This window comes from Peribacillus alkalitolerans (genome assembly GCF_010882125.1).
GTDB lineage: Bacteria > Bacillota > Bacilli > Bacillales > DSM-1321 > Bacillus_BN > Bacillus_BN alkalitolerans.
Genome location: NZ_JAAGVZ010000003.1, coordinates 343,517 through 362,350 on the forward strand (window position 1 = coordinate 343,517; position 18,834 = coordinate 362,350).

Annotated in this window: 20 protein-coding genes; 9 read left to right on the forward strand and 11 right to left on the reverse strand. The window is 36.8% G+C overall.

What is annotated here, in order from left to right; translation table 11 throughout:
* Nucleotides 1-14 precede the first annotated feature (14 nt).
* Nucleotides 15-1,250 (reverse strand): amidohydrolase, encoded by a 1,236-nt coding sequence (locus tag G3O09_RS06020; RefSeq protein WP_163100569.1) that lies wholly within the window; start codon nucleotides 1,248-1,250, stop codon nucleotides 15-17.
* A 129-nt stretch (nucleotides 1,251-1,379) separates the two neighbouring features.
* The gene (locus G3O09_RS06025; protein WP_163100570.1) at nucleotides 1,380-2,954 is read right to left on the reverse strand and encodes a glutathione ABC transporter substrate-binding protein; all 1,575 of its coding nucleotides are present in this window, start codon (nucleotides 2,952-2,954) and stop codon (nucleotides 1,380-1,382) included.
* Nucleotides 2,955-3,167: 213 nt separating this feature from the next.
* On the opposite strand from G3O09_RS06025, the gene G3O09_RS06030 reads away from it, so the two are divergent.
* From G3O09_RS06030 to G3O09_RS06060, 7 genes are all read left to right on the forward strand, one after another.
* Nucleotides 3,168-4,067 (forward strand): ABC transporter permease, encoded by a 900-nt coding sequence (locus G3O09_RS06030; RefSeq protein ID WP_163100571.1) that lies wholly within the window; start codon nucleotides 3,168-3,170, stop codon nucleotides 4,065-4,067.
* A gap of 17 nt (nucleotides 4,068-4,084) precedes the next feature.
* Entirely contained in the window at nucleotides 4,085-5,005 is a 921-nt protein-coding gene (nikB, locus tag G3O09_RS06035; protein WP_163100572.1) for a nickel ABC transporter permease, read from the forward strand.
* Nucleotides 5,006-5,017: 12 nt separating this feature from the next.
* A complete protein-coding gene (locus G3O09_RS06040; RefSeq protein WP_163100573.1) occupies nucleotides 5,018-6,016 on the forward strand; it encodes an ABC transporter ATP-binding protein in 999 nt (332 codons plus the stop codon).
* 12 nt (nucleotides 6,017-6,028) lie between these two features.
* On the forward strand, nucleotides 6,029-7,021 hold the full coding sequence (locus tag G3O09_RS06045; RefSeq protein ID WP_163100574.1) for an ABC transporter ATP-binding protein: 993 nt from the start codon (nucleotides 6,029-6,031) through the stop codon (nucleotides 7,019-7,021).
* Between the two features lie 100 nt (nucleotides 7,022-7,121).
* Nucleotides 7,122-7,931, forward strand: a complete 810-nt coding sequence (locus G3O09_RS06050) for a sensor histidine kinase (protein ID WP_163100575.1) — start codon at nucleotides 7,122-7,124, stop codon at nucleotides 7,929-7,931.
* Complete coding sequence (locus tag G3O09_RS06055) at nucleotides 7,909-8,613, forward strand: response regulator transcription factor (RefSeq protein WP_163100576.1); 705 nt, start codon at nucleotides 7,909-7,911, stop codon at nucleotides 8,611-8,613. Before G3O09_RS06050 ends, G3O09_RS06055 begins: the two co-directional genes overlap by 23 nt.
* The gene (locus G3O09_RS06060) at nucleotides 8,600-9,922 is read left to right on the forward strand and encodes a sodium:solute symporter family transporter (RefSeq protein WP_163100577.1); all 1,323 of its coding nucleotides are present in this window, start codon (nucleotides 8,600-8,602) and stop codon (nucleotides 9,920-9,922) included. Before G3O09_RS06055 ends, G3O09_RS06060 begins: the two co-directional genes overlap by 14 nt.
* 34 nt (nucleotides 9,923-9,956) lie before the next feature.
* Here the strand turns inward: G3O09_RS06060 and G3O09_RS06065 are convergent, their stop codons facing one another.
* The 3 genes from G3O09_RS06065 to G3O09_RS06075 all read right to left on the reverse strand — a co-directional run bounded on the left by G3O09_RS06065 (nucleotide 9,957) and on the right by G3O09_RS06075 (nucleotide 13,771).
* Nucleotides 9,957-11,294: an APC family permease gene (locus tag G3O09_RS06065; protein ID WP_163100578.1), complete on the reverse strand. Its 1,338-nt coding sequence runs from the start codon at nucleotides 11,292-11,294 to the stop codon at nucleotides 9,957-9,959.
* A gap of 663 nt (nucleotides 11,295-11,957) precedes the next feature.
* A complete protein-coding gene (locus G3O09_RS06070) occupies nucleotides 11,958-13,118 on the reverse strand; it encodes a toxic anion resistance protein (RefSeq protein WP_163100579.1) in 1,161 nt (386 codons plus the stop codon).
* Nucleotides 13,115-13,771 carry a 5-bromo-4-chloroindolyl phosphate hydrolysis family protein gene (locus G3O09_RS06075; RefSeq protein ID WP_163100580.1) on the reverse strand — a complete coding sequence of 219 codons (657 nt, stop codon included), beginning with the start codon at nucleotides 13,769-13,771 and terminating at the stop codon, nucleotides 13,115-13,117. The genes G3O09_RS06070 and G3O09_RS06075 overlap by 4 nt, the downstream gene beginning before the upstream one ends.
* A 260-nt stretch (nucleotides 13,772-14,031) precedes the next feature.
* Between G3O09_RS06075 and G3O09_RS06080 the strand changes: the two genes are divergently transcribed.
* The gene (locus G3O09_RS06080) at nucleotides 14,032-14,736 is read left to right on the forward strand and encodes a DUF421 domain-containing protein (RefSeq protein ID WP_163100581.1); all 705 of its coding nucleotides are present in this window, start codon (nucleotides 14,032-14,034) and stop codon (nucleotides 14,734-14,736) included.
* A gap of 24 nt (nucleotides 14,737-14,760) precedes the next feature.
* On the opposite strand, the gene G3O09_RS06085 is transcribed toward G3O09_RS06080, so the two are convergent.
* From G3O09_RS06085 to G3O09_RS06110, 6 genes are all read right to left on the reverse strand, one after another.
* Nucleotides 14,761-15,168, reverse strand: a complete 408-nt coding sequence (locus G3O09_RS06085) for a carbohydrate kinase family protein (RefSeq protein WP_163100582.1) — start codon at nucleotides 15,166-15,168, stop codon at nucleotides 14,761-14,763.
* Nucleotides 15,116-15,382, reverse strand: coding sequence for a PfkB family carbohydrate kinase (locus tag G3O09_RS06090; protein WP_163100583.1), 267 nt, complete (start codon nucleotides 15,380-15,382; stop codon nucleotides 15,116-15,118). The genes G3O09_RS06085 and G3O09_RS06090 overlap by 53 nt, the downstream gene beginning before the upstream one ends.
* A 331-nt stretch (nucleotides 15,383-15,713) precedes the next feature.
* Nucleotides 15,714-16,145 carry a VOC family protein gene (locus tag G3O09_RS06095; protein WP_163100584.1) on the reverse strand — a complete coding sequence of 144 codons (432 nt, stop codon included), beginning with the start codon at nucleotides 16,143-16,145 and terminating at the stop codon, nucleotides 15,714-15,716.
* Nucleotide 16,146: 1 nt separating this feature from the next.
* The gene (locus tag G3O09_RS06100; protein ID WP_163100585.1) at nucleotides 16,147-16,641 is read right to left on the reverse strand and encodes a GyrI-like domain-containing protein; all 495 of its coding nucleotides are present in this window, start codon (nucleotides 16,639-16,641) and stop codon (nucleotides 16,147-16,149) included.
* 94 nt (nucleotides 16,642-16,735) lie between these two features.
* Nucleotides 16,736-17,107 (reverse strand): ArsR/SmtB family transcription factor, encoded by a 372-nt coding sequence (locus G3O09_RS06105; RefSeq protein ID WP_163100586.1) that lies wholly within the window; start codon nucleotides 17,105-17,107, stop codon nucleotides 16,736-16,738.
* Nucleotide 17,108: 1 nt separating this feature from the next.
* Nucleotides 17,109-17,522, reverse strand: coding sequence for an SRPBCC family protein (locus G3O09_RS06110; protein ID WP_163100587.1), 414 nt, complete (start codon nucleotides 17,520-17,522; stop codon nucleotides 17,109-17,111).
* Between the two features lie 222 nt (nucleotides 17,523-17,744).
* Between G3O09_RS06110 and G3O09_RS06115 the strand changes: the two genes are divergently transcribed.
* Nucleotides 17,745-18,647, forward strand: a complete 903-nt coding sequence (locus tag G3O09_RS06115) for a DUF2935 domain-containing protein (protein ID WP_163100588.1) — start codon at nucleotides 17,745-17,747, stop codon at nucleotides 18,645-18,647.
* Nucleotides 18,648-18,834 lie beyond the last annotated feature (187 nt).

Here is an 18,834-nt window from a genome sequence, read left to right on the forward strand (position 1 = left end):
ATATCCCTCTCTCTTTAAGATATAGGCATTCTTTCTGAAAGCTTAGATTCTACTTTTTTCCCTTTATAGTAAACACTGCTTACTTCCGCTCTTCGTGCAACGGCTTCTGCAGAACAGGATGCATCCACTAGAATCATAGATGCTTCATCTCCTACCTTCGGCCAATTGCGCTCTCCTTGTTCATTAAGTAAAGTAATGCCACCATTCCCATATTTCACAATAGAAGCTAAAGATTTTTCATCCATTTGACGGAATCGCTCGGCTAAAAGCGACATTTTATTCATAGTATTCCCTGTTCCAAATGGAGACCAATGATCGGTAATACTGTCATGACCAAGTGATACCCTCATCCCAAGACGATCTAGAGTTGGGATTGGAATGGTAGTTCGAGTAATAGGAACAGTCGTGGTTACATCTATATCAAGATCAGTTAAAAGCGAGACCATTTCCTTTAATGCTTCAGGTTCTAAATCAGCCAGTGCACTTCCGTGGCTTATTGTGGCTTTTCCTATTAATCCTGCTTCTTTTGTATTATGAGCCATCCTTTCAAAGGTGAAAGCACCGAGTGAATTTGGATCATGGAGGTGAATATCTACACCTTTCCCTGATTCGACTGCAATATCAAATATCGTATATAACGACTTCTCGATATTTCGATCAATCGTTGCCGGGTCGACACCTCCTACTAAAGTAGCCCCATTTTTCATGGCATCACGAACGAGCTGGATGGAATCACTTCTTAATAAGCCATGCTGTGGAAATGCCACAATTTCATAAGATAAGGAGTCTTTATATTTTTCTAATGCATGAACGGTCGCCTCTAAATTTTTTAGTCCAATGACAGGGTCAACATTACAATGAGTTCTAATATGGGTGTGCCCATTTCGGAGCAGTAACTCAATCATTTTTTCTGCTCGTTCTTGTACAAATGGCAATTGTTGAGGCAATATCGTTTGTTCTTCTTCAATTCTTGATTGGACTCCCTTTGGTGCTGGCTTGACAGCTTTCCAAGGTCCTCCGTAATAGGTTTTATCAATATGAATATGCATATCTCGTAACGATGGCATCACTAATTTCCCTTCACCATCTACCGAGTTGATACCATCATTTGGTTCCATCTGGGCTACTTCTACAATGACTCCTCCCTCAACTTTGAGATGGGCAAGTTCCGTTTTCGTTCTAATTACTTGCCCTTCTTCCTCCACAAATCCAGTCTCTATTAAAATATTCTTTATCCAGAATGTGTTCATAGATTGTTCCTCCCTTTAAAAATTTGTTAAAAGCCTAATTAATTCAGATTTTCATAGAAAAGTATGGATAATGGAGGGTACTAGAGAAGAATTTATCTTCATAGAGTACCCCTTTATCCATATTATTAATTACTTAATTGTTACTTCATTAATCATTAGGTAGTTTGCTGCATTCAACCAGAAACCTTCTACACTTTTCGTATGGGCTGCCAAGTGCTCATAATTACGGATTGGAATATAAACTGCATCATCCATTTCCTTCTGCAACAGCTGCTCATAAATGGTCTTTCTTACTTCAGGATCCTGCTCTTGTCTTGCTTGTTCGATCATTTTATCTACATCAGGATTGCTATAGTAGAAATGGTTACCAGGTGCTCCAAGTGAAGCTGTATGGAACAAGCTGTATTGGTTGTAATCACCGTCACCTGTTGCGTTCCCCCATCCACCTATGAATAAATCATGGTCACCTTTATCAATAGCATCAATGTATGCGCCATACTCTAATACTTGAATCTTAATGTCAACACCAATGCCTTTTAGCTGTGATTGGATGACCTCTGCCATACTGATTCTCTCTTTACGGTCACTTGTTAATAGAGTTAGAGATAAACCGTCTTCATAACCTGCTTCTTTTAAAAGCTCTTTTGCTTGGTTCACATCATAATCATATGGTTTTACATTCTCGCTATAACCGAATACTTTTGGACTCATCGCTGAATTTGCAAGAGTACCAACATTGTTATATATCCCGCTTATAATAGCCTCCCGTTCAATCGCATGACTGATCGCTTGACGAACTTTCACATTATCCACAGGTTTCTTCTTCACATTGAATCCAACGTATTCAACTGCAAGACCTTCAGCTCGATATATGCCCATGCCTTTAGAAGCTTCAATTCGATCTAATTCCGCAACAGGCACTTGGTCTGTAATATGTGCCTCCCCTGTTTCAAGCATCGCTAGTCTAGTAGAGTCTTCCGGTACGACTTTAAATACTACCCCATCAATTGAAGGTGCTTTCCCCCAATAAGTATCATTCTTTTTCAAGCTAATTTCTTGACCAGTTTTCCATGCATCAAAAACAAATGGACCAGTACCAATTGGATGCTGTGATAATCCTTCAGGATTTTCATCGATTGCTTTAGGGCTTAGAATGCTACCTTCTTGACTGGCTAAAATAGAAAGAAGTGGAGCATACGGATATTTCAAAACAAATTGTACTGTAGTATCATCCATTACTTTTGTTTCTTTGATCATAGAGAACTTTTCAGCTTGTGGTGAGCCAGTAGCTGGATTTGTCACACGATCAAAGGTCTTCTTAACAGCTTCAGCATTGAATGGGGCTCCATCATGGAAAGAGATTCCCTCTTGAAGCTTGAACTCCCAGGTAACATCATCTAGTTGCTTCCATACTGTTGCTAACTTTGGTTGAATCTCCATATTCTTATCAGGAGCAACTAATGTTTCATATACCTTTTGGTAGACCACGTTTGCAGATGGAATATCGGTAATAAAATGAGGATCTAATTTAGTTGCATCAGAAAGACGAGTAACAATAAGTGTCCCACCTTTCTTTTCGCTTGAGCTTCCTTCGCTTGTACTCTCTTCTTTTGTTGAGGCAGTTGAACATCCCTGTAATACGAGCATTACAATTGCCCATATGAGGAATCCTTTCATCCAACGTTTTGTTACATTCTTACTCATGTTTTATCCCCCTTTTTTAATTGTGATCCTTCATGCTGCATCTCATGGAGCCTTGCTTATTTGAATTATAAAAAAATCCCGAACTTAATATTTTCAGAATATTTACTATATTTTTAACTATTTTTACTTGTTGTTTTAAAAATATTTACATTCTCCCAAGACCTGTTAATTTGAGTATTAAAAATCAAGGATTTATTCAAAGGAGGAGTTTACATGGAATTGGAAGTAAAAAAGGCAGATGCCTTTCCCTTACGTTCACCGTCCAACCCAAAACTTGAAAAATGGAAAAGCTTTATTTCGACTATCAGTCAAAATAAAGCTGCCATGGTAGGTGCATGCATTGTTGCCTTTTATATGTTAATTGCTCTTTTCGCACCAATCTTAGCCCCTTATGATCCATATGAAATTAATTTACCTAACAAACTGCAGCCTCCTTCATTTGAACATTGGATGGGAACTGATGACAAAGGAAGAGATATTTTAAGTCGAATTATCTATGGTTCACGATTGTCGATGGGGGTGGGCTTTGCTTCCGTATTTTTTGGAGCGATGTTTGGAATAACGATGGGGTTAATTGCAGGATATTACGGAAAATGGGTTGATTCTATCATTAGTAGAATTCTAGATGTCATGCTCGCTTTCCCAGGAATACTTCTTGCCCTAGCTATTATTAGTGCACTAGGTCCAAGCTTAATAAATGTAACCATTGCTGTTGGAGCTTTTTCTGTTCCTCTCTTTGCTAGAATCGTACGTGGCTCGACATTAGAAGTGAAGAAATTGGAATACATTGATGCGATTCGTTCTTTAGGAGCGAACGACGCTACCATTATTTTCAAGCATATTTTACCGAATATTATGTCTCCTATTATCGTTCAAGGAACCTTACGTTTAGCAACAGCTATTCTTTCAGCGGCTGGACTATCTTTCTTAGGTCTTGGTGCACAGCCCCCTTCATCTGAATGGGGAACGATGCTTAGTAGCGGAAGAGACTTTTTATTTAGCGCTCCCCATATGGCTTTATTCCCTGGCTTAACCATTTCAGTATTAGTCCTAGGCTTTAATATTTTCGGAGATGGGTTACGAGATGCTCTTGATCCACGGATGAAAAAATAACGATTGGAGGAAATCACATGTTCATCTTCATTTTCAAACGATTGCTACAATTAATTCCTGTCATGATTGGAGTTACATTTGTTGTATTTTTCATTATGCAGCTTGTCCCAGGTGACCCTGCTGTCATTCTAGCTGGTGAAGGAGCATCAAAAGAAACGATTGAACAACTGAGAGAGCAACTAGGCTTAAACGAACCACTTTTCGCTCAGTACTTGGATTATATGAAGAATATTTTATCTGGGGATTTCGGCGTTTCTTTAAAGAACAATCAGCCTGTCCTGGATGAAATTATGACCCGATTACCGATTACGATTGAACTGGCTTTTTGGAGTATAGTTATTACCGTTGTAATTGGGATGGGAGCTGGAATTATCTCTGCAATCAAACCTTATTCCTTTTCTGATATTGGAGTTATGTTCGTTGCATTAATTGGAATTTCCTTGCCAAGCTTTTGGTTCGGACTGATGCTTATGTATATTTTCTCGGTAAAACTACAGATCCTTCCTGTTGCAGGATGGGATAGCTGGAAGCACATTATCTTACCTGCACTGACTCTCGGTGCTGGTGGAGCAGCCATTGTCGCACGGATGACAAGGTCAAGTATGTTAGAGGTTATTCGCCAGGATTATGTTCGAACAGCCCGAGCAAAAGGACTTCAAGAACGAGTGATCATTTATAAACACGCATTACGTAATGCTCTTATCCCTGTCATCACAGTTGTAGGTCTACAGTTTGGCGCATTGCTAGGAGGAACGGTATTGACCGAATCTGTTTTTGCCATCAATGGTCTTGGCAGATTAATCGTTGAATCTATTAGAATGAGAGATTTACCTATGGTACAGGGTGGTGTGCTGATTGCATCGATTATATTCGTGCTTGTCAATTTACTAGTGGATGTATTGTATCGTTTCTTCAACAAACGAATTGAGTTGAACTAGGAGGTTTTATGCATGAGAGATAAAGAAGTTGTCCTAGAAGTCAAAGGATTAAAAACCTACTTCTTTTCCAAAAAAGGAACGAGTAAGGCTGTCGATGGTATTGATTTCGTCCTTCACAAAGGAGAAACTTTAGGAATTGTTGGGGAATCTGGATGCGGCAAAAGTATGACTTCTCTTTCTATATTACGATTAGTTCCATCCCCCCCCGGACAAATTGTCGATGGATCTATTAATTTTAAAGGACAAGATCTATTATCATTACCAGAAAAAGAAATGCGAAGAATACGCGGAAATGAAATTTCGATGATTTTCCAAGAACCAATGACCTCATTGAATCCTGTCATTAGTGTTGGAGAGCAAATTTCCGAAGCAATTCGCCTTCATCAAAAATTGGGGAAAAAGGAAGCTTGGGTAAAAGCAGTTGAAATGTTGAAATTAGTTGGTATTCCTTCACCTGAAAAACGAGCTAAACAAGAGCCCTTTCAGTTAAGCGGCGGAATGAGACAGAGGGTTATGATCGCCATGGCTCTCGCTTGTAACCCAGAAGTCCTTATTGCTGATGAACCCACTACCGCGCTTGATGTAACTATACAAGCACAGATACTGGAATTGATAAAAGATCTTCAAAAGAAATTAGGTATGGGTGTGATGCTCATCACCCACGATCTTGGAGTCGTTGCAGAAACTTGTGACCAAGTTGCGGTCATGTATGCTGGTAAAGTTGTAGAATACGCTTCAAAAGAAGCCCTATTTACCAACCCAAAGCATCCTTATACCCGAGGTTTACTAGATTCCCTGCCAAAAATTCATGAGGATCAGGAAGAGTTAATTACCATTAAAGGGAACATTCCAAGTCCATATGAAAAGGTAATAGGTTGCCATTTTGCCTCTCGATGCCCGCTTGCATCAGATATATGTAGAGAGAAAGAACCGGACCTAATCAAAAGCGAAGATGGCTCCAGTGTCCGTTGTTGGGTACACACAGAAAATTGGATTGAACAAGTGGTCTAAGGAGTGGAAACTATGAAAACGATAATTGAAAAATCAGAAACTCCAGTTCTATTAACGGTGGAACATTTAAAACAGTATTTTCCTATAAAGGATTCTTCTCTTTTTAAGCCAAAATCATTTGTTAAAGCAGTTGATGATATCTCATTTAAGATTTTCGAAGGTGAAACACTCAGTATTGTGGGTGAATCAGGATGCGGTAAATCAACAACCGGACGTGCCATTCTCCGTCTAGATGAACCAACAGCAGGAAATATCATATTCGATGGGAAAAATCTAGTTACGTTGAATAAAAAAGACCTTCGATCGGTTCGAGGAGATTTACAAGTTATTTTCCAGGATCCATTCGCATCATTAAATCCAAGACAGACGATTAAGCAAATATTAAATGAAGCAATGGCGATTCAAAAGGTGTTACCAAGAGAAAAACGAAAAGAGAGAATGCTTGAATTATTAGGTTATGTTGGCCTTCCACAAGATGCGCTAGACCGGTACCCACATGAATTTAGCGGTGGACAACGACAACGAATCGGAATTGCACGTGCACTTGCCGTTAATCCTAAATTAATCATATGTGATGAAGCAGTTTCAGCACTTGATGTTTCCATCCAAGCTCAAATCTTAAACCTGTTAAAGAAGCTTCAGAAGGAAATGAAGCTAACCTTCCTATTCATCTCACATGATTTAAGCGTGGTCCGACATATTTCAGACCGAGTAATGGTCATGTACTTAGGAAAAATAGTCGAGATTGCTGATAAGAAAGACTTGTTTGATTCACCCCGACACCCTTATACAAAAGCCTTACTTTCAGCAATTCCTGTCCCTGATATTACCGTTAGAAAAGAAAAGATATTATTAAGTGGGGATGTACCATCACCTATCAATCCACCAGCAGGATGCCGTTTTCACACTCGTTGTCCCTATGTTACAGAACGTTGTAGAAAAGAGGAGCCGGAACTAAGACAGGTTGGAGCATCCCACCAAATTAGCTGTCATTTAGAAATATAATCCTATTCTCAAATAATTTTAAATTTTATAATATAATAGAAGGATATATTGCAGGAGAAGGGTACTTCCCTTCTTCTCTTGATTAAAGGAGTGGACTGACATGCATACATTCGAAAGCTTTTCACTATATGTGCTGTTGTGTGTGCTCGCTCCACTGATAGGTGCATTTACACTATTATTTTTAATTATTTTCGAAAAACGCATTGACTTACTTCAAAACCAAACTAGGAAAATGGCATTAGAACAAGACCTTCAAAAAGCTTTATATAACCAGCTCAACCAACAAATCCAGCCTCATTTTTTCTTTAATACATTAAATATTATATTGAGTTTAGCTAGACTCGATCGTAAAAAAGATCTTATCCGTTCTATAGAAGTGTTATCTAAATTTCTAAAATTCAAATACCGATCGCTTGAATCTTTGATTCCCATCGAGGAAGAACTGAAGTATACGGAATATTATTTAGAAATACAAAAATTGAGATTTGGAGACCGACTTTCCTATCATATAAATGTTCCAACATCATTAATGTGTGAAACAATCATTCCCTTTTTGATACAGACATTGGTTGAAAATGCCTTTAAGCACTCTTTTGAAAGATATGCCATAAAAGCACGATTAAAGATTGAGATATTTGAAGAAGACAATAAAATTCACTTAAATGTATGGAACAGCTCGTTAAGTGAACGAGAGGAACTATTAAATAGTGAAGGTGGAGTAGGATTAGAAAATATTAAACAACGATTGGAGCTTTTATACTCTCCTGAAGACATCTCCTTACAAATCGTTCATGAGTTAGAGAGTACTTCTGTTCTCGCCAAATGGCCACGTAAGAAGAAAAATGACCCTTCCCATAAAGCAAGAATTGAAAGTGAGGGATTTATCCATGAACATTCTATTAGTAGATGATGAACCGCTCGAATTGGAACAACTAGAATATTTAATCCATCTTAAACATCCGAATTGGAACATTTTCAAAGCCTTTGATGCTTCAAAGGCAATACGAATTGTAGCAAATAATGAAATCCATCTTGTCTTTTTAGATATTCATTTACCTGGAAAAAACGGTTTAGAATTAGGAATGGAATTGCGGAGGCTTTACCCAAACATGGAGTTTGTTATATTAACTGCGTACCAAAATTTTGAATATGCAAGGACATCAATCAAGCTTAAAGTAGTGGACTATATAACCAAACCCTTAATTGAAGAGGATTTAAGAAATGTACTTAAAAAGTATGAACATATTGAGCATTATTCAGACTCTATTAAACAAGCTCTTTCCATCATCCAGAAAGAATATAAAGAAAAAATTTCTTTAACCTATCTTGCCTCTAAAATCCATACCAATCCCTCCTATTTAAGTCGAAAGTTCCAAGATGAAGTGGGAATTGGTTTTTCCGATTATGTAAATCAATATCGCATTCAAGTAGCTCAAGAAATGTTAAAGGTCCATCCTGATTGGAATATCTTTTCCATTGCAGAGGAGTGTGGGTTTAATAGTCAGCACTACTTTAGCCAACTTTTCCGTAAACTAACCGGTAAGTCACCTAGAGATTTTCGCCAAGAGGGGATAAACAGTGAAAAAGCTTAAATATGGCCACTATATACATGGAGGCATTCAATTAACAGTTGGATTTGGTATTGTACATTTACTTTCTAGATGGATTACGGGGAATACCATCCTTTCCTCTCCCGAATCGCTAATTAAATACGGGATAACTGGTGGAATCGGCTATTCCTTAATGGGTGCATTTGCCCTCATCTTATTTGGATTTGTAGCTAAATATGTACGAAAGCACTACCCTAATTTGGAGACGATTGGAGACATACTACGAGAGAAATTGAATCCTAGAGGCTATTGGTACATGATTGGCTTGCTACTGTTTACAAGTCTGGACTCAATGTTTGTACAAGCAATGGGGGCAGCCATTTTATTTCATATGATTTTCCCTGTTCCACTATCCATCACGCTTCTATTCTTCTTTGCTTTTTGTTTTATTCTCTCTGGTCTCGGTGGGATGATTAGGATGCATCAGCTAGCTGGACTACATGTAACTTTAATTTTTGCGACTGCCATCATATTACCTGTTTATTTTTTCATTCAAGAAGGCGTTCTCCCAATCTACCAAGGAATTAAATTGTACCATCCATATTTACTCTATTATAAAAATTACGACTCTATATACTTTATTGTTACTGCTGCCCTAATTGGATTTGGTCAAGTACTCATTGACCGTGCAACCTGGCAAAGGCTATATATGTTCAAAAAAGAAAGAGTCCAACTAACATTCACTCTTTCTGGTATTATATGGGCTACCATTCCCATTGCCCTTTCATCCATGCTAATGATTGCCATCTTTAGTGGAAGCTTTGATGATAAACAAGCCCTCTTATACTTATTAATTCATAAAATTAATTCTAGCTTTTTGTTTATATTATTTATCCTATTTTGTATTAGTGCATTAACATCTACCTTAAATGCAGAGCTGCATTCTACTAGTGTATTAGTTGTCAAAAATATTATTAAAGAAATCTTTCCAAAAACAACCGTTCGTAAATTACTCCTCTATTCTTATAGTGTGAATGCTCTTTTTTGTATTGGTTTATTTATGATAGTAATGATTCTATCTCCGACTTTACTGGAACTATTATTTTTCTTTGGAGGTATTTACGCCTCTATCATTACACCTATGTTAGTCATTCTTTATAGCAAAGGGAAGGTTTCGTCGGTTATTCCATTCTTTTCCCTCTTCGGATTAATAACTAGTTTCCTATTTAAAGTACAAATTGGGAGCCTTTCTTCTATTTGGCTAAGCTTTTCAATATCCACAATATTATGCCTATTCTATGTTCTTACCAAAAAAATAAAAAAAAATAAACCGACCGAGATATTTTCATAATCGGTCGGTTTTGATTATTGATTTGATTCAGCCCTTAGGCTGATTTTTTTTGTTTTAGATTGGTATTTCGGGACTCTTTTGTCAAGATCCAATAAACAGGAAGACCTAAGATTCCTATCACAATTGAAATTAATGAATCAATCGGGCTATCAATTAAAGTATTAACGATAATATAAATGGAACCAATAATTGCAATAATGGGTGTTATCGGATAAAGAGGAACTTTATAAGTACTTGCTTCCGGATTACTTTTACGTAAACGGAAAACCGCATAAAATGCTAGTCCATAAAAGATAAAAACTGAAAATACGGCTAGATTTGAAAGTTTATCAGGATTCGTTAACAACATCATCACAATTGCGATGGCAATCTGTAAAAGAGTGGCATTCATTGGAGTTTTAAATCTTGAATGCACTTTTGATAGACTCTTTGATCCTGGTAAAAGACCATCTTCTGCCATGGCGAATGGAATCCTTGGGAAGGTGAAAATTTTACCATTTAAGCAACCGAAAATCGATATCATAATTCCGATAGCGATTATTTTTGCACCTACATCCCCAAATAAAATGGTCGCCGCTGCTGTTGCTGCATTCGGTCCTAATTCTACAATTTGGTCTGCAGGCAATACATGAAGAATCGCCACATTGACAGATAGGTAAGCTACCATAACGATTAAAATACCTGTAATGATTGCTCTCGGCAAAGTCTTTGCCGGATTTTTCATTTCACCAGCCATAAACCCAACATTGATCCAGCCATCATACGCCCATAGCGTTGCTAGAATGGCAGCACCCATACTTAACGATTGTGCGCTTGATCCGCTTTCAATATTAAAAACGGGAGCATCCCCAAAGGTAATTCCAAAGATAGCAATAGCAAAGATTGGAATTAATTTTGCGACAGTGGATATATTTTGAATCATCCCGCCATACTTAGTCCCTAGAATATTTAACAAACCTAAGAACACTACTGTACCAATACCGATTATTGTTGCATATGAAGCTGAAAGATGAAAGGAACCAACTACTAGAGTACCAAAATATAAACCTAGCGCTCCCATTACCGCAGGCCCATAGATAAGGGTTTGCACCCATCCGCATAAAAAGCCCCAAACTTTTCCATACACTTCTTCTAAATAAGCGTATAGCCCCCCTGTTTTAGGAATTCTTGTGCTGACTTCAGCTATTGTCAAGCCACTAGCAAGAGTAATGATCCCTCCAAGCAGCCAAGCTAAAAGTGCCATCGTTGAATTCCCACTTGCCTCTAAAACAATACCAGGCTTCATGAAGATCCCTGAGCCAATTACAGTCCCAACTACTAAACTAGTTCCAACAAAAAATCCAATGTTTTTCTTCAACTGTTCGGCCTCCATAAGTGTCCCCCTTAGATAAACAACTGTATTTTTGATATTATATCATCGATAATAATCGAACAATAAAATTCGGATTATTCGGACTTTTTATAACTTTAAAAACCCCACATATTGTGAGGTTTGAGAGTAATTCGTATTTAAATTGGTAAATCACGTTCGATAAGTAAATTATCCTAGAATAGTAAATAGTAATATATAACTACCAAAAAACATCGGGATAAAATTATGTACCTTTCTAAATGAATGAATAAATTTCAAACTCTTCAACTTATGTCTATCGTTGCCAGTTCATTTTAGGCTTGGTTGATCGCATTCCATCAAAACTAGTGGTGAATCGCCTTTCAAATAAGTGATGGATATCCGGTGAATTCAGTGGATAAAGTGATTAAAAGATGGGTATCCGAATAAAAAAGTGGGTATTTTTTCATTTTCTCCAAAAAGTGAAGGATAAATTTCCAAAAGTGAAGGGTATTTTACCTTAAAGTGAAGGATAAACGGACCCAACCGATTGATAATTGAGATTTTCGATGGATAAAATTGCTCTTCCAATCTGAATATTTTAAGGTATAAGCTCGCTCTACCTACTAATTCAGCCAGATATCTCACCCTTCTTTAGCCCACCCAAAATAAAAAACGACAGTTCTCACTGTCGTTTCACACTCTTTATTCCCCTTTAATCTCTAACAACTTATGTCTCAAGCTGCTCTCCATCGAAGCGAGTTCATTTTCAGCCTGGCGTCTTTTCATACGGCCTTCCTCTTGGATGCGCAGTGTTTCTTCCAGCGTCGATAATAAGGTTTCCTGCGTTTTCTTCAATGTCTCGATATCAACAAGTCCACGCTCATTTTCCCGTGCAGTTTCAATGGTATTCGTTTTTAGCATTTCTGCATTCTTCAGTAATAGCTCATTCGTTGTTTGGGATACCTTCTTCTGCGCTTCCACTGCATGATGCTGTCGAAGCAAGGTCAAGGCAATCGCCACTTGGTTCTTCCACAATGGGATTGCTGTCATGATGGACGACTGAATTTTTTCCACAAGCGCTTGGTTTGTATTTTGAATCAAGCGAATTTGAGGAGCACTTTGAATCGTAATTTCCCTGCTTAGTTTCAAATCGTACAAACGTTTATCCAGACGGTCAGCAAATTGGATCATATCGTTCACTTCTTGGAATTTCATATGATCGTTCGTAGCTTCTGCTTGCTTTTGAAGAGCTGGAATCGTCACTTGTTGCAATTCCTCAAGCTTTAATTCCCCAGCAGCAATATACACATTCAACGCTTGAAAGTACTCTTTATTGTTTACATAGAGCTTTTCTAGCATGCCAATATCAGATAACAGATAATTTTTACTTCCTTCCAGCTTCACGCTTATTCGATCGATTTGTGCGCCAGTTTTTTGATATTTCGAAAGGACCTCTTGCACAGAGCCAGGAATTTTCCCAAATACCCGCTTCAATAAAGAAGGTTTTTCCGCCTTTAAATCATCCGGATTCACATCACTTAACCTCTTCATTAAATCGTTAATGATGTCCCCAACCTGACCTACATCTTTCTTTTGAACATGTTCAAGCATTGTATTTGAGAAGGACAATAGCTTAGATTGAGCAGGCGTTCCATAAGAAATCATTGCTTCATGATTTTTCGGATCAATCTGAGCTGCTAGCTGATAAGCCTTTGCCCGATTTTCTTCAGGAAGGACGTCAATCAATTTAACAGGCTTCGCTTCCTCCGTGTGGAGACTCGGGGTCTTTCCACTGTCTCCAAAGGGATTTGAAAGTAAATCATCCATTAGGTCTGAAGTACTCGTAGGTTTATTTTCGTTCATTTCAATCTCCAGCTTTCTTCATTTATTTTAGAATCTTTTTTGTTTTTAATAGAAAATTTCGCAACGTCTATTTCAAAATTTAACTGATCGATATCATCTGAAAGAACTTGATACAAATCCTCTTCAATCGATTTTGAAAGTTGGTCCAACAAACGTCTACTTTCATTCAAGGAATGATCCAATTCGCTGTTCTTTTTAGGTTGGGCTGATAAAAATACGTATTTTTCAGCTAACTCAACAGCGGAATCTAGATGGGAAAAATAAAACCGCTCTGCCTTGTAAAATCGTTTAGGCTCTCTTTTTGTCAAACTGTAAATTTTTTTCGTAACTCGAATCAGTTCTATTCTCTGTTTTAAAGAAGGAATATGTCTAATCCTTAACAATGACTTCTGTAACCTAAAAAGCTTAGGTTTCGCTTCCTTCAAGTTTTTCTTGATATAGGCATATTCTTTTCCGGAGATACGGTGTAATTTTAAAAATTTTCGTTTTAAATAAATGGAACTAATCCAATATGTGATGATTGCACTTAAGGTGGCATTAACAGACGACATCCAAAAGGATTGATCGAATGCCACAATATTCACTAGCCATACCGTTCCAGCTATCGGGGTGACAATCAGTATTTTTAAAAAGAATGCTACAAATGGATTCATCTTAAATCGACTCCTGACATAATGTCTTACTAAACATACGTATGTATGTGGAATGGGTTTCATATCTGTAAGAAAAAGAATCTTACTCAAGCATAATCATACATTTTCCTTCTTATTCATTCTATTGACCTCGGAATGTAAACTAAACTAAGACTTGAGGCGTATATAGCTAAAATATTTTATTTTTCATATTCATAAAAGAGCGGACAATACTAATTAATATCTTCTAGAAATTTTTCAAAATAAGGATGTTTTGTTAGATGGAGTTTTTTCACAGTCAAGAATCTCTCACAATTTTTCAGTGGATATTAAGAGCAGTTGTGGCTTACTATTTTTTACTTTTTGCTGCCAAAATTATGGGGCAAAGATCCATATCACAGCTAGGATTGCTCGATTTTATCATGGCCTTAGTTATTGGAAATATCCTAGCTCATCCATTGTCTGATGAAGGTTTAGGCTTGAAGGGTTCAATGACTACAACGAGTGTTTTAGTATTTTTATATATATTACATGTCTTTTTAAGTCTGAAATGGAAAAAGTTCAGAAGCTTCATTGATCCACAACCTTTCCCATTAATACAAGATGGACAAATCAACTATCGAAATCTGACAAAGGCACGAATTTCAATCGACTATTTATTATCTCATTCACGGAAAGAAAAAATTGATGATATACAAAAGGTTGCACTTGCTTTATGGGAGCCTGATGGAGCAATCTCTTTTTTTCTAAAAACCCAATATGAATCTGTAACACCAACAGATATGGGAATTCCTACTAAACCCTTTAGCCTTCCACAAACCATTATTGAAGAAGGCAAAATAGAACAAGCAGAATTAAATCGAATTGGAAAAGACGAGGCCTGGCTTAGAACGAATATTAAAACCAACCACAACGTTGAAATTTCAGAAATATTACTTGCAACCATTGATTCAAATCTTCAAGTCAAAGTTTATTTATATAAATAATTAGGTAAAAAGCATTTAAAAAAATTAAAAAAATAATCTTTTATATTCTTCCTCCACTTTTTCACTGCAAAGGTCATTAAAAGCTAATTCCTTTGACGTGACGGCCATACCTCCAATAATGGAAGCTATTTTGGATGTTTTTTCTATTTCATAACCTTTTGTTGAGCCATATAGAATCCCTGAAAAATGAGCATCTCCAGCTCCATTTGTATCAATTACTTCATATTTTAATGCTGGGGTTTCAATCCAACCAGCATGGGATAAAGTGGTTGAACCTTTATCCCCATGGGTGCAAATGATAAGTTTTTTACCGTCTGCCAAAAGTTTTTTCATTGTATCTCTATAGTTTGGATTATTTTCAGAACTAAACTGGATAACATCAGCTGACATCATAATAAAAAGATATTCCTTCACGTTTAAAATACGAAACAATTTTGTCCCCGTAATCGTCTTTCCCAATTATTCCATATAAACTAACATTAAATCCAAGTCTATTTAGGTTTAGTGCTTTTCCTCCACCTGTTGCACCAAGCGTTTCGTGATAATACTTAATAGAATGGATGGTTTGTGCAATAGGTTGGGGGAAATCATCAACATGAACCATTAAATTAAATGATACTCCACCTAGTACTAGAATGTTTTTCAAAATAACCACTTCTTTCATTGATAATCAGGATATTACTTTGTTTAGTATTACAATGAATATCTATTAAAGTCATTAATGATATTCATCATTTAAATGTCATTGTTCTACATCCAACATTAACTTACCTTAATTAATCACTTTCCTAAGCCTTCTTCGTATTCCTAATCGTTTAATAGGTAACAATAGCTCTTACTTGATTAAAAATTAACATGCTAATTCTTTAATAAAAGGCAAAATCCCGTTAAATGCAAAAAGGGAGGTACCAAATCATTGCGATTTATACCTCCAAACTACTACTTTTTAGTTTTATATACTTAATTAAAATCGTTTGTTAAAAGGAAATCATTGCACCACGTTCGTCAAATACGGCTGTTGGGTTCCAGGCAACCTCCCAAAGATTATTCTCAGGGTCACTGAAATAGGCTGTTCTGCCACCCCAAAAAGCATCGCTTGGTTCCCTCAAAATTTTGCCGCCAAGTTCGTTTATATACTCCATCGTCGAATCTACCTGTTCTGGATGATCCACGTTAATTGCGAAAGTCACACCACGGTATGATTCAACTGAATGACTAAAAACAATCCCAGCATCCTTCGCTAATTCTTCAATAGGAAAAATGGAAAGAATGACTCCTGCTGTCTTGAAAGCCGCATACGTATCAGAACTAAATTCAGTTTCTTCCCAACCTAAACTCTTATAAAAAGAACGAAGTAATGGTAAATTAAATGCTCCAATCGTTAGTAAACTGACTCTTTGTGGCACCATCCTATTGCCTCCCTACTCTATTTTTTTTGACAGGAATCCAAACCTCACTTTTGTAATCTTCGTCACTTGGATTGCCAGGATAGTAGATTTCAAGCTCTGGTCCTACCCCATGCTCATAGCCAGATGTAGGGAACCACTCGGAGTAAATATTGTGCCATACTTTTTGTATCGCTGCTGGTAGCGGTCCTATTGATTCAAAAATGGCCCATGTCGAGGCTGGGACTTCACTTTCTTCCAAATTTAGTGAAGCATTCTCATCCGTTTTCTCCGCTGCGATCATATATGTGAATTCGCCTGAACTGGTATCAAAATCCTTACATGCACCAATTATGCCTAGCTCACCAGCTTTAGAAGCTAGATTTTGACAAAAACCATTTTCATACGATTCATCCCAGAATTTTGGAATTCGTATATTTTGTTCCCCATTATTTGTCGATACTCGAATCCCTTTTCCTACGATAGTGAATGCACTTTTTTCTTCGATTCTAAAATTCATTCCATTTTTCCTCCTAAGAAAAATCTTCCATTATCTATCATATCAATATACTGAATATTATGTAAAATATAAAAAAGGCCATTTTTGGCCTTTTTTATTCTTCAGAAATTTTCCGTTTACCAATTTCCATTACATCGTTATCCCTCGAATCTTCCACCAAATGTCTAAGAATAGAAAGTTTATTGTCCCAAAATTGCTCGAAGTATTCTAGCCATTGTTTCAATTCGGTCAACGGTTCTGGATGCAATTGATAGATTTTTTCTCTTCCAACCTTTGTACCACTGACAAGCTTTGCTTCAGAAAGAATGTGAAGATGCTTGGCTACTGCAGTACGGGTTATTGGAAAATGTGAGGTAATTTCGGAAATAGGCAATTCTTTCTCTGAAAGTAACCTCAGCACTTCTCTACGAGTGGGGTCAGCAATAGCTTGAAAAACATCATGCTTGTGTGCTGATGATGAAAACACCTTATTCTACAACCTTTCGTAATTTTTCCACGATTGCAGTCCATCCATGATCCATTCTGTTTTGTACTTCAGAACTCTTAAGATTTGCTTTTGGAAGAATTTCATCAGGGTGTTTCCAACCACCATGAATCAGAGTGAACTCCGTTTTTCCTTCTACTTCCTTCAAATTAAACGATACAAACCAGCCTTCGGTATCCCAAGTAAATTCCAGACTATTTGGTGGATCGATTTCTACCACTTTACATGGGGATGGACCAAATGGGGATTGCAAATGAAACTCATGCCCTACCTCAGGCTGGAAATCATTCGGCATAAACCAAGCTGCAATTCCTTCTGCAGTCGATACAGTCTCCCATACCTTTTCTATAGGTGCATCAAAAATAACGGTTTTTTTAATATCTTGAAGTGTTTCCATTGTAAAATCTCCTGTTCCACTGAGTAAATTATAAAACCATTTGGTTTCATATTCGGATTATATAACACCTTTTGGTTTTACGTCAACTGAATATGAACACATATAACCTATTATCTTCATGAGTTAAGAAAAACATTAATTTTACGAAAAAGTAAATTCCAAAACATATATTTTATACTCATCAAATAAGTTAGTAATGATATGACGGAAGGGAGGAATAAAATGCAAAATCAACCTCAAATACCTGGTCATGTAAGTAAAGACCAATACAATCAAATGCTGATAGCACCCGAATCGTTTGCACCAAAGCCAGAGTCACTTACAGAACAATTATTTATTGAGCGTTCGCTTACTGAAAATAAGTTTTGGCTAAGAATCATGAAGGAACATGCGCTTTTTTTAGGAGAAGGCTTTAATTGCAAAGATACTCAGCTTATACAACAAACAAATCGTTTTTATCATTATTTTGAACAACAGGAAAAGAAGGCATACCAAGTTCCTCACAATGTTGAACTAGTGCGAAAATTAAACGAAGAAAGTATTGAACTAGTGTATGGTTTTCGGAATTTCAAAAGAAATCTACTTATATTGATCGTTAATTGCAAGGTAAGCGGATTTAATTTTCCTTTGTTAGTAGACCATGTTGCTCGTGAAGCAGAGTACTTTATGAGAACTCTGAAAAAATTCAATAAAGGGATATTAGATCCTATTCAAGATGCCATCATTAATGAGAATGTCTTTTGGCTAAGAATTATGATGGAACATTCCAGGTTTATTGGTTCCTTACTTGATCAATCAGAGAGAAACTTAGTCAATACAGCTCGTAAATTTGGTGATGATTTCGAAACACTACTTAGCCAGGCTAGAGATGTTGAGTCTATGCTGTATCATAAACATCCAACCTATCCAATCATTGGAAAAATGAATAAAGACAGTGAAAATGCTACTTCTGAGCTTAGGGCCTTCAAACAAGCTGGCTTAGATCTCATTAAGACTTGTCAAATTAAAAGTGTTATTAATCCTTTGTTAGCTGATCACGTAGTGCGCGAAGCAGACCATTTCCTTTATATGATTCATATATTGGAAGAACGATTAAACGAAAAAAAATTGGCTGAACAGCAGTAATATTAAACAAACAAAACCACCCTTTTGTTATATTTAGATTAGAAAAGGGAAATAGTTGATATTAAAAGGACCACACATATTAGATAAATGGTATTATCCCCTTTAAGTAGACAGTGTAAAAAGCCTATGATTTTATCATGGATGATGCACTACTACTTGGAGGGGATTTTTCTATGGCTGTAAAAGG

Coding starts and splice junctions, on each gene's coding strand:
- G3O09_RS06020 (WP_163100569.1), bottom strand. CDS start 1,250: ATGAACACATTCTGGATAAAGAATATTTTAATAGAGACTGGATTTGTG.
- G3O09_RS06095 (WP_163100584.1), bottom strand. CDS start 16,145: ATGGTGCCACAAAGAGTCAGTTTACTAACGATTGGAGCATTTAATTTA.
- G3O09_RS06065 (WP_163100578.1), bottom strand. CDS start 11,294: ATGGAGGCCGAACAGTTGAAGAAAAACATTGGATTTTTTGTTGGAACT.
- G3O09_RS06025 (WP_163100570.1), bottom strand. CDS start 2,954: ATGAGTAAGAATGTAACAAAACGTTGGATGAAAGGATTCCTCATATGG.
- nikB (WP_163100572.1), top strand. CDS start 4,085: ATGTTCATCTTCATTTTCAAACGATTGCTACAATTAATTCCTGTCATG.
- G3O09_RS06050 (WP_163100575.1), top strand. CDS start 7,122: ATGCATACATTCGAAAGCTTTTCACTATATGTGCTGTTGTGTGTGCTC.
- G3O09_RS06055 (WP_163100576.1), top strand. CDS start 7,909: ATGAACATTCTATTAGTAGATGATGAACCGCTCGAATTGGAACAACTA.
- G3O09_RS06030 (WP_163100571.1), top strand. CDS start 3,168: ATGGAATTGGAAGTAAAAAAGGCAGATGCCTTTCCCTTACGTTCACCG.
- G3O09_RS06040 (WP_163100573.1), top strand. CDS start 5,018: ATGAGAGATAAAGAAGTTGTCCTAGAAGTCAAAGGATTAAAAACCTAC.
- G3O09_RS06115 (WP_163100588.1), top strand. CDS start 17,745: ATGCAAAATCAACCTCAAATACCTGGTCATGTAAGTAAAGACCAATAC.
- G3O09_RS06080 (WP_163100581.1), top strand. CDS start 14,032: ATGGAGTTTTTTCACAGTCAAGAATCTCTCACAATTTTTCAGTGGATA.
- G3O09_RS06075 (WP_163100580.1), bottom strand. CDS start 13,771: ATGAATCCATTTGTAGCATTCTTTTTAAAAATACTGATTGTCACCCCG.
- G3O09_RS06070 (WP_163100579.1), bottom strand. CDS start 13,118: ATGAACGAAAATAAACCTACGAGTACTTCAGACCTAATGGATGATTTA.
- G3O09_RS06045 (WP_163100574.1), top strand. CDS start 6,029: ATGAAAACGATAATTGAAAAATCAGAAACTCCAGTTCTATTAACGGTG.
- G3O09_RS06100 (WP_163100585.1), bottom strand. CDS start 16,641: ATGAATTTTAGAATCGAAGAAAAAAGTGCATTCACTATCGTAGGAAAA.
- G3O09_RS06110 (WP_163100587.1), bottom strand. CDS start 17,522: ATGGAAACACTTCAAGATATTAAAAAAACCGTTATTTTTGATGCACCT.